The 9,394-nt window shown below is 62.1% G+C and carries 10 protein-coding genes and 1 pseudogene; 8 read left to right on the top strand and 3 right to left on the bottom strand.

Going from position 1 to position 9,394, the window contains the following annotated elements:
* Positions 1-13: 13 nt before the first annotated feature.
* From glgA to OO306_RS05185, 3 genes are all read right to left on the bottom strand, one after another.
* On the bottom strand, positions 14-1,573 hold the full coding sequence (glgA, locus tag OO306_RS05195) for a glycogen synthase GlgA (RefSeq protein ID WP_027592769.1): 1,560 nt from the start codon (positions 1,571-1,573) through the stop codon (positions 14-16).
* A gap of 510 nt (positions 1,574-2,083) precedes the next feature.
* Positions 2,084-2,557 (bottom strand): SgcJ/EcaC family oxidoreductase, encoded by a 474-nt coding sequence (locus OO306_RS05190; RefSeq protein WP_265967918.1) that lies wholly within the window; start codon positions 2,555-2,557, stop codon positions 2,084-2,086.
* Between the two features lie 94 nt (positions 2,558-2,651).
* Positions 2,652-2,819 (bottom strand): DUF6026 family protein, encoded by a 168-nt coding sequence (locus OO306_RS05185; RefSeq protein WP_177323874.1) that lies wholly within the window; start codon positions 2,817-2,819, stop codon positions 2,652-2,654.
* A gap of 201 nt (positions 2,820-3,020) precedes the next feature.
* Between OO306_RS05185 and gnd the strand changes: the two genes are divergently transcribed.
* The 8 genes and pseudogenes from gnd to OO306_RS05145 all read left to right on the top strand — a co-directional run bounded on the left by gnd (position 3,021) and on the right by OO306_RS05145 (position 9,378).
* Positions 3,021-4,004 carry a phosphogluconate dehydrogenase (NAD(+)-dependent, decarboxylating) gene (gnd, locus tag OO306_RS05180; RefSeq protein WP_099428794.1) on the top strand — a complete coding sequence of 328 codons (984 nt, stop codon included), beginning with the start codon at positions 3,021-3,023 and terminating at the stop codon, positions 4,002-4,004.
* Entirely contained in the window at positions 4,001-5,506 is a 1,506-nt protein-coding gene (gene zwf / locus OO306_RS05175; protein ID WP_027592766.1) for a glucose-6-phosphate dehydrogenase, read from the top strand. Before gnd ends, zwf begins: the two co-directional genes overlap by 4 nt.
* A gap of 147 nt (positions 5,507-5,653) precedes the next feature.
* The gene (locus OO306_RS05170) at positions 5,654-7,450 is read left to right on the top strand and encodes a glycoside hydrolase family 15 protein (RefSeq protein ID WP_265967917.1); all 1,797 of its coding nucleotides are present in this window, start codon (positions 5,654-5,656) and stop codon (positions 7,448-7,450) included.
* A 95-nt stretch (positions 7,451-7,545) separates the two neighbouring features.
* Positions 7,546-7,638 (top strand): annotated as a pseudogene (locus tag OO306_RS05165) (type II toxin-antitoxin system RelE/ParE family toxin); the annotation flags it as partial.
* A 15-nt stretch (positions 7,639-7,653) separates the two neighbouring features.
* The gene (locus OO306_RS05160) at positions 7,654-7,941 is read left to right on the top strand and encodes a HigA family addiction module antitoxin (RefSeq protein ID WP_265967916.1); all 288 of its coding nucleotides are present in this window, start codon (positions 7,654-7,656) and stop codon (positions 7,939-7,941) included.
* A 62-nt stretch (positions 7,942-8,003) separates the two neighbouring features.
* Complete coding sequence (locus OO306_RS05155) at positions 8,004-8,360, top strand: VOC family protein (protein WP_252825086.1); 357 nt, start codon at positions 8,004-8,006, stop codon at positions 8,358-8,360.
* Complete coding sequence (locus OO306_RS05150; RefSeq protein ID WP_027592763.1) at positions 8,360-8,980, top strand: TetR/AcrR family transcriptional regulator; 621 nt, start codon at positions 8,360-8,362, stop codon at positions 8,978-8,980. Before OO306_RS05155 ends, OO306_RS05150 begins: the two co-directional genes overlap by 1 nt.
* A gap of 2 nt (positions 8,981-8,982) precedes the next feature.
* The gene (locus OO306_RS05145; RefSeq protein ID WP_265967915.1) at positions 8,983-9,378 is read left to right on the top strand and encodes a DUF4440 domain-containing protein; all 396 of its coding nucleotides are present in this window, start codon (positions 8,983-8,985) and stop codon (positions 9,376-9,378) included.
* Positions 9,379-9,394: the final 16 nt, after the last annotated feature.

Below are 9,394 nucleotides of genomic sequence, written 5' to 3'. Positions count from 1 at the left end.
TTCGGTTCTCCGCTCAGTAATGGCTGACCTGTGCCTGCTTGACCAAGTCCTCGTAAAGGCGGGCGTAGGGTTCCACCGCCTGGCACCAGTTGAACGGCTGGGTCATCGACAGGCAGCGCATGGCGTTGAGCAGGTCTTTCTTGCCGTAGACATAGAAGGCGCGGCTGAGCGCCTCGCGGTAGCTCTCGACGGTCGATTCGTTGAACAGGAAGCCGGTGACACCGCACTCGATGGTATCGGCCAGGCCACCGGTATTACGCGCCACCGGCAGCGAACCAAAGCGCTGCGCGTACATCTGGCTGAGGCCGCATGGCTCATACCGCGAGGGCATCAGCAGGAAATCACTGCCGGCAAACATGCGCCGGGCATCGGTTTCGTTGAAGCCGATGCGCACGCCGATGCGGCCTGGGTGACGCAGCGCCAGTTCGCGCATGGCCTGTTCTTCTTCCGGCTCGCCACGGCCGATAATCGCGATCTGCCCGCCTTGCTCGACGATGTAGTCGGCCACGCCCAGGGTCAGGTCCAGGCCTTTCTGGTAGACCAGGCGCGAGACCACGGCAAACAACGGCCCTTCGGAAGGTTCCAGTTCGAACAACTGGCGCACCGCTTCGGCGTTACGCGCCTTGCCGGCCCAGTCGTTGATGCTGAAGTTGTGTTGCAGGTGTTTGTCGGTGGCCGAATCCCAGCTTTCGTCGATGCCGTTGGGGATGCCACCCAGCAGGCCTTGCTGGGCCTTGGCCGAGAGGAAACCATCCAGGCCGCAGCCAAACTCCGGCGTGGTGATTTCCCGGGCATAGGTAGCGCTGACCGTGGTGATGTGGCTGGAGTAGGCCAGGCCCGCTTTAAGGAACGACAACTTGCCGTAGAACTCCATGCCTTCTTGCTGCATGGCATGCTCGGGGATAGCCAGTTCCGGGCTGCAGCCACGGCTATAGACGCCCTGGTAGGCCAGGTTGTGAATGGTGAACAACGTCGGCGTGTTCAGCCCGCGCCAATGCATGTAGGCCGGGGCCAGGCCGGCGGGCCAGTCGTGGGCGTGCACCACTTCGGGCTTCCAGTGGATCATGCCTTCGCCTGCGGCAATTTCGGCGGCGGCCAAGCCCAGGCGGGCGAAGCGGATGTGGTTATCGGGCCAGTCGCGACCATTGTTGGCACCATAGGGAGTGCCGTCACGCTGGTACAACTCAGGGCAGATCAACACATAGATGACCAGGCCGTCAGCCAGGTCCATGCGCCCGATCTTGCACGGCGGCAGCGCCGCATGGCCGCCCAGTTCGCCGACAATGTGAATCGGGTTGTCGCTTTCCATCACCTGGCGGTAGCCGGGGATCAGTACCCGTACATCATGCAAATGCGCCAAGGCGCGGGGCAGGGCGGCGGAGACATCGCCCAGGCCGCCGGTCTTGACCAGGTCGGCGATCTCCGAGGTGACGAACAGAATCTTGCGTTTGTTCGGGTTGTGCTGGCGCTGGGCGCCGGGTGCCTTGCCTGTCGTGGCGAAATCCGGGGTAAGCGGCTCGCGGTTGTCCGGGTTGAATGAATCTACGTGAGGCTCGACAGCGGCACTGATCATACTTCTCTCCGTCCCTATGCTTGGCCGGGTGCTGGCACCCGTGGTGTTATCTCGTGTTGGTTCTCTCTAATACAAAACTGTGTAGTGCTATCCATGCCCCTGAGTCGTGCGCACAGGCTCAACGCGATCAGCATTCCGGCCGACGGCGATTGGACTGATTGGGGTTGGCGGGCCCTGGCTGGGGAAGCCCCCTTTGCACGTGCCCTACTTAATTCCTGACCCACCGCCGTTTGTGAAAGTTCGACTTTTCTACGTCACTCTTCCTCTGAGCAAATGGCGGGCCGAAAGCTGAGTGTAGGAGAGAAGAAGTAAAAAAGGTGACCCACTGGTCACTTTCGTTATGGCTGATTTAGACGCAAACGTTGGCGAATGTGACTGGATGTGAACAGAGTGGTCGAGGGTGGGGCAGGCGGGGAGGGCGGCGCGTCATCATGGGGCGGGTGCGTGTTTTTTCGCCCTCTAATGGGGCGGGTAAAACACGCACGTTGCAGGTGTCTTGCTAACGCGACCTCAGCGTTGTGGCAACAGTGAGGAATGGTGGTGGCTGATCAGCCAGGCCTGGCCGTCCCAGCGGTAGGTGAAGGTGTAGCGCGCTGGTACCTGCTTGCCGTTGGCGGCAAAGTCGAAGGTGTACAGCCCTGCCAGGGTCATCTTGTTGCAACCAGGGGTCAGGTGAAGCGTGTCCAGCGTGCCACTTGGCCGATCAGCAAGAAAGTGCTGAAAGTAGTCGATTCGCGCGTCGGGGGTCAGCCGAGGCACCTTCGACACCGTGGGCAGCAATACCGCATCGTCGCTGTACAGTTTGGCGACGGCCGCCGCATCGCCAGTCTGCAGGCTGGCATTCCATTGCTCGAACAAGGCGCGGGATTCGGTCTCAGTCAGCGTCTGGCATTGTTGTGGCGGGTTTGTTTGTGGCGTGCTCGCCTGCGCCGGCAGGCAGGCGATGAGCAGGGCGGCAGGGAGCAAATAGGCAACGGGGGACATACGCGTATCCATCGGCGGATGCAGGCTCCGGAGCGGGCCTGCGGCGGATGCTACGGTAAGGAGGGCGTGCCCCCGTCAACGAGTAGAAAGTTCGTCAGCGGCTGACGGATTTTTCGCCAATATTGGCTTGTTCCAGCATTTGGCTGAGTTGCGCGACACGTTGTTGCAGCTGATCGCGTTCTTGCTTCAGGCGGGCCAGTTCATCACGGCGCACTGAGACGTAGAGTGTCTGGATGGGAGTCGCTGGCATCAAAGTACCCATTGCACACCTCGCAATTGGTGGAGACATTTTCAAGCGTAGTCGCTTCATGCGGGGCGCATTCTGAATTCTTTCACCGCCCTTGGGAACTTTTTTGTTTATCGTGGTCTTGCCGTTCGTCGCTGAACCCTTCGGCGGTACGCTGGACTAATCTGAAACGCTGAACTGTAGTCGTCATCTATTTCGCAAGGGGAGCATCGGCTCATGCAACTGGGAATCGTCGGGCTGGGCCGCATGGGCGGCAATATTGCAAGGCGCCTGATGCGCGCCGGCCACCGCACCGTGGTGCACGACCGCAACCGTGACGCTATCGTGGGGCTGGAGGGCGAGGGAGCCCAAGGTGCGCACGACCTCGGTGCACTGGTACAGAAACTCAAGGCACCGCGCGCGGTGTGGGTGATGCTGCCGGCCGGGGAGCCTACCGAGCAGACCATCGCGCAACTGGCCGAACTACTGGAACCGGGCGATGCGATCATCGACGGTGGCAACACTTTCTATAAAGACGACATGCGCCGTGCGGGCGAACTGGCCAAACGTGGCCTGCATTACCTGGACGTCGGTACCTCAGGTGGTGTGTGGGGGCTGGACCGTGGCTACTGCATGATGATCGGTGGCGAAAAGGACGTTTTTGAACGCCTGGAGCCGCTGTTCAAGGCGTTGGCACCCGGCGTCGGCGACATCCCGCGCACCCATGGCCGCGAAGGCGAGCACCAGCGCGCCGAGCATGGCTACATTCACGCAGGCCCGCCCGGCGCCGGTCACTACGTGAAAATGGTCCACAACGGCATCGAATACGGCCTGATGCAGGCCTACGCCGAAGGCTTCGATTTGCTGCGCAGCAAAGGCGGCAACGAGCTGCCGGAAGAACAACGTTTCGACCTCAACGTGGCCGAAATCGCTGAAGTCTGGCGTCGTGGCAGTGTGGTGACCTCGTGGCTGCTCGACCTCACCGCTGACGCCTTGGTGGCCGACCCGCAGTTGGCGCAGTTCAGTGGTTCGGTGTCGGACAGTGGCGAAGGCCGCTGGACCATCGACGCCGCCGTTGAGCAAGCCGTGCCAGTGCCAGTGCTGTCTAGCGCGCTGTTCGCCCGCTTCCGCTCGCGCCAGCAGCAGGGTACTTACGGTGACAAGATCCTCTCGGCCATGCGCCTGGGCTTCGGTGGCCATGTCGAGAAGAAAGGCGAATGACTAAACAGACGATCCCTGCTGCACCGCCTTGTACCTTGTTCCTGTTTGGCGCCAATGGCGACCTGGTCAAGCGCCTGCTGATGCCGGCGCTGTACAACCTTAGCCGCGACGGGTTGCTGGACCGCAACCTGCGCATTGTCGGCGTCGACCACAATGCGGCCACTGCCGAAGCGTTCGCCGACCGCCTGCACGCGTTCATGCTGGAGCGGGACAAGGGCAGTGAGGGGGGCGCCAAGTGCCTGGACGAAAAGCTCTGGGCGCGCCTGGCCAAACAGCTGGACTACCAGACCGGCGACTTCCTGGACCCGGCCACTTACCAGGCCATCGCCAAGCGCATCGACGCGACCCGGCATGGCAACGCGATTTTCTACCTGGCAACATCACCACGCTTCTTCCCCGAAGTGGCCCAACGCCTGGGCCAGGCTGGCTTGCTCGATGAGTCCGGCGGGGGCTTCCGTCGGGTCGTGGTGGAGAAACCTTTCGGGACCGACCTTGCCAGCGCCGAGGCACTCAACGCCTGTTTGCTGAAGGTGATGGGCGAGCGGCAGATCTACCGCATCGATCATTACCTGGGTAAAGAGACGGTGCAGAACATCCTGGTCAGCCGCTTCTCCAACGGCCTGTTCGAGTCGTTCTGGAACAACCACTACATCGATCATGTGCAAATTACCGCCGCCGAGACCGTTGGCGTCGAGACCCGGGGTGCGTTCTATGACAACACCGGGGCCCTGCGCGACATGGTCCCCAACCACTTGTTCCAGTTGCTGGCGATGGTCGCCATGGAGCCGCCGGCCGCCTTTGGCGCCGATGCGGTACGTGGTGAAAAGGCCAAGGTGATCGGTGCCATTCGCCCGTGGTCGACGAAGATGGCGCTGAAGAACTCCGTGCGTGGTCAGTACAGCGCTGGCAAGCAGGGGCGCAAGCGCTTGGCCGGTTACCGTCAGGAGGCCAACGTAGCGGAAAACAGCCAGACCGAAACCTACGTGGCGCTGAAGGTGATGATCGACAACTGGCGCTGGGCCGGCGTGCCGTTCTACCTGCGTACCGGCAAGCGCATGAGCGTACGCGACACCGAGATCGCCATCTGCTTCAAGCCTGCGCCGTATGCGCAGTTTCGCGAGTCGGAGCTGGAACGGCCCAAACCCAACTATCTGAAAATCCAGATCCAGCCCAATGAGGGCATGTGGTTCGACTTGCAGGCCAAGCGCCCAGGGCCGGAGCTGGTGATGGAGAATGTCGAGCTGGGTTTTGCCTACAAAGACTTCTTCAAGATGACCCCGGCGACGGGCTACGAGACGCTGATCTACGACTGCCTGACCGGCGATCAGACGTTGTTCCAGCGCGCCGACAACATCGAGAACGGCTGGCGCGCGGTGCAGCCGTTTCTCGATGCCTGGGCCAAGGAAGGGGAGGTGCATGAATACCCGGCGGGTGAGGATGGGCCCGAGGCAGGCAATGAACTGCTGACCCGGGACAAGCGGGAATGGCACCGCCTGGGGTGACCTGATCAAGCGGTGTTGCCTGTGCCGGCCTCTTCGCGGGCAAGCCCGCTCCCACAGTCTTGAGCACTGTGCAGAACCTGTAGGAGCGGGCTTGCCCGCGAAGAGGCCAGTACAGGCAACAGACCCGGCTCAATTGAAGGAGATCCAATGCCCGCAGCTATCGAAGACTACGCCCTGCTCGGCAATTGCCGCAGCGCCGCCCTGGTCAGCCGGGATGGCTCGCTCGACTGGTTGTGCCTGCCGCGCTTCGACGCCCCGGCGGTATTCGCAGCGCTGTTAGGCAACGATGAAAACGGCCGTTGGCGCCTGGCCCCCTGCGACCCAGTCGAACACACCAGCCGGCAATACCTGGACGACACCCTGGTGCTGGAAACCACCTGGGTCACCGCCTCAGGCCGGGCCCGCGTGCTGGACTTGATGCCTTTGGGCGAGGCCAACTCGGTCATCCGCATCGTCGAAGGCCTGGCTGGCGAAACCAACTTCGAAATGGACCTGGTGATGCGTTTCGACTACGGCCGCAGCGTGCCGTGGGTGGAGCGGCTCGACCCCTTGACCCTCAGCGCCGTCGCCGGCCCAGACCGGCTGATCCTCAGCAGCACCGTGCCCCCGCATGCCCGCGACCACCACACCGTCGCTCGTTTTCGCGTGCGTGCCGGTGAACGCCAGGTCTTCAGCCTGCGCCACCAGCCCTCGCACCTGCCTGTTCAGCCCGATTGCGATGTCGACACCGCGCTGGGGCAAACCATCGACCAATGGCAGGCCTTTGCCGCCCGCTGCCCGGAGGTCGGCCCCTATACCGCCCTGGTGCGTCGTTCGCTGCTCACGCTCAAGGCGATGACCTACGCGCCCACCGGCGGGATCGTTGCCGCGGTTACCACGTCGCTGCCCGAACGTATCGGCGGTGAACGCAACTGGGACTACCGCTTCTGCTGGCTGCGCGACGCCACCATGACCTTGTTGGCGTTCATGAACCTTGGCTACTTCGACGAAGCCCAGGCCTGGCGTGAATGGCTGCTGCGTTCAGTCGCCGGCAACCCCGAGCAGATGCAGATCATGTACGGCCTGGCCGGCGAGCGCGACCTGCAGGAATACACCTTGCCGTGGTTGGCCGGTTACGAGCACTCCGAGCCGGTGCGGGTGGGCAACGCGGCGTCGGGGCAGCGGCAGCTGGATATCTACGGCGAACTGGCCGATGCCATGAGCCAGGCAATCAAAGGCGGTTTGCCCCGCCACCCACGCAGCGCCGCGATTGCCCGGTTGATCCTGCCGTATGTCGAGCGCATCTGGCGCGAGCCCGATGAAGGTATCTGGGAAGTGCGCGGCGGCAGGCAGCATTTCGTGCACTCCAAGGTGATGGCCTGGGTGGCATTCGACCGAGCCGCAGGGTTGGCCGACACCACCGAAGAAGACCGCGCGCGCGGGCGGCATTACCGCCAGGTGGCGGATGAGATCCATCGGGAAGTGTGTGAGAACGGGCTGGACCCCAGCGGCACATTTTTCGTGCAGGCCTATGGCGCCATCGAGTTGGACGCCAGCCTGCTGCACATCGCCTTGACCGGTTTTTTGCCAGCGGATGACCCTCGTTTTCTGCGTACCCTGCAGGAAATCGAGCAGCGTCTGCTGAAAAATGGCCTGCTGTTGCGCTATGACACCGACAGCTGCAGTGATGGCCTGACCCCGGGCGAGGGCACCTTCCTGGTGTGTTCGTTCTGGCTCGCCGACGTCTATGTCCTGCTGGGCCGGCAAGCGCAGGCGCAAGCCTTGTACGAACGGCTGAGCGGCCTGTGCAACGACCTGGGTTTGCTGGCCGAACAGTACGACCCGGCCGGCAAGCGAATGTTGGGCAACTTCCCACAGGCGTTCAGCCATATCGGCATCATCAACACGGCACTGAACCTGCACCGTGCGCAGTGCCCGGCGCGGGACCGGGCGCGGTGTGGATAGTGTGCTACCTGCATGTGTTCTGGTCTCAATCAGTGTGTGATGCATAGGGTCACGCTATGCCTGTCCCCAAATGGACGCGGCGAGCTACCCATGATCATCAGTCAGTCAGTGTTTCGGGTAACTGGCGGCTGATTTTTCGTTTTGTGGGTTCGGATGTCGAACTGGTTGATTACCTTGATTATCACTGAACAGGAGGGCTGATCATGCCTTTGCACAATCCGCCACACCCCGGCGAAACCTTGCGTGAGGACGTTCTGCCGGCGTTGGGCCTGACGGTGAAAGCCTTTGCGTCGCACCTGGGGTTCTCGCGTGAAGCGCTTTCTCGGGTGTTGCATGGTCGTGCCGCAATGTCTCCAGACCTCGCATTACGCCTGGAAATGGCCGGTATCAGTACGGCCAGGCTCTGGCTTGCCATCCAGGCCGATTACGACATTAGGCAAGCGCGTCACCGTCAGCAGCCCGTGGTCACGCGATTGTTCCAGACTGCCTGATTCGATTGGGCGAAACGACCGGAGTAGACTGGGGCAATTACCTCTCTCAGCAAGGACTATGCATGAGCGTTCGTGGCCACGATCGGCAGATCGACAACATCGAATTCAACGTCGGCGATATCGCACGGAGCAAGGCTTTTTACGGCAGCGTGTTTGGCTGGCGTTTCACCGATTACGGGCCCAGTTACACGGAGTTCAGCGATGGTCGCCTGACCGGGGGCTTTACCACGGGTGAGCCGGTGCGCCCGGGTGGCCCGCTGGTCATCCTGTATGCGGACGATCTGCAGGCAACGCAGCAGCGGATCGAGGCGGCGGGGGCGGTGATCAGCCGGGCGACGTTTGCGTTCCCGGGGGGGCGCCGGTTCCATTTCGTGGACCCGGACGGCTATGAGCTGGCGGTGTGGACGGCCCAACCTTAATGGCCAACCACAAAATCGAGATCCGTCGGCGCAATATCGAGAAAATTCTTCAGGCGGCGGAAAAGGTGTTCGCCGAAAAAGGCTACGGCGCTACTTCTATGGGTGATATCGCCGAGCAAGCTGAGTTGCCGCGCTCCAACCTGCATTACTACTTCAGTACCAAGGACGAACTGTTCCGCGCGGTGCTGCAGGACCTGCTGGACGTGTGGAAGCAGGACGCGCTGTGCTTCGAAAATTTCGATGACCCACGGGTGGTGCTCACCAGTTACATCCGGGCCAAGATGGGCCACTCGCGCTCTCGCTCGCTGGGTTCCAAGATCTGGGCTGAAGAAATGCTGCACGGGGCGCCTGTGCTGGGCGTGAGCCTGGATGAAAGCCTCGTGCCGTGGGCAAAGCTGAAGGAGGCCAAGATCCGCCGTTGGGTGGAAGAGGGCCGCATCCTGCCGGTGGAGCCGTCTGCACTGCTGTACATGATCTGGGCATCGACCCAGCATTATGCGGACTTCGGTTATCAGGTGGCGTTGCTCAATGGCGGCGAGGCATTGTCGGACAGGGCGTTTGAAAACGCGGTGCAGACGGTGACCAGCGTCATCCTGCGCGGCATTGGGTTGGAACCTTGAATATGAGCTTGAGTGAACGGGCTGTACGCAGCATCCACGATGTACATGATCTGATCCATGCGGTATTCACCCGGCCCGCTGCGCAGACCGAGGCGCTTCGCAGCGAGTTGATGGCGGTGTTTGCCGACAACTTCAGTATGGTCACCACGGCGGGCGCGATTGTTAATCGCCAGCAGGTGGGGCAGTTGTTCGAGCGGGGGGGCGGCGCTCGGCCAGGGCTGGAAATCGAGGTCAGTGACGTGCAGGTAGTCTGGCAGGCGGGTGCGAGTGTGGCGGTGCGCTACAAGGAGACCCACTGGTTGCAGGGGCAGGAGACTGCGCGGTATTCGTTAGCGATTGTTGAGTGTGGCGAGCAGCGGGTGGTGTGGGTGTACCTGCATGAGACGGCGGTGGTTTGACCAGAGTTGGGGCCGC

The sequence above is a fragment of the Pseudomonas sp. DCB_AW genome (assembly GCF_026240895.1).
Lineage (GTDB): Bacteria > Pseudomonadota > Gammaproteobacteria > Pseudomonadales > Pseudomonadaceae > Aquipseudomonas > Aquipseudomonas kermanshahensis.
The sequence above is the reverse complement of the archived record's forward strand: the minus strand, read 5'-3'. Positions and strand labels throughout refer to the sequence as shown.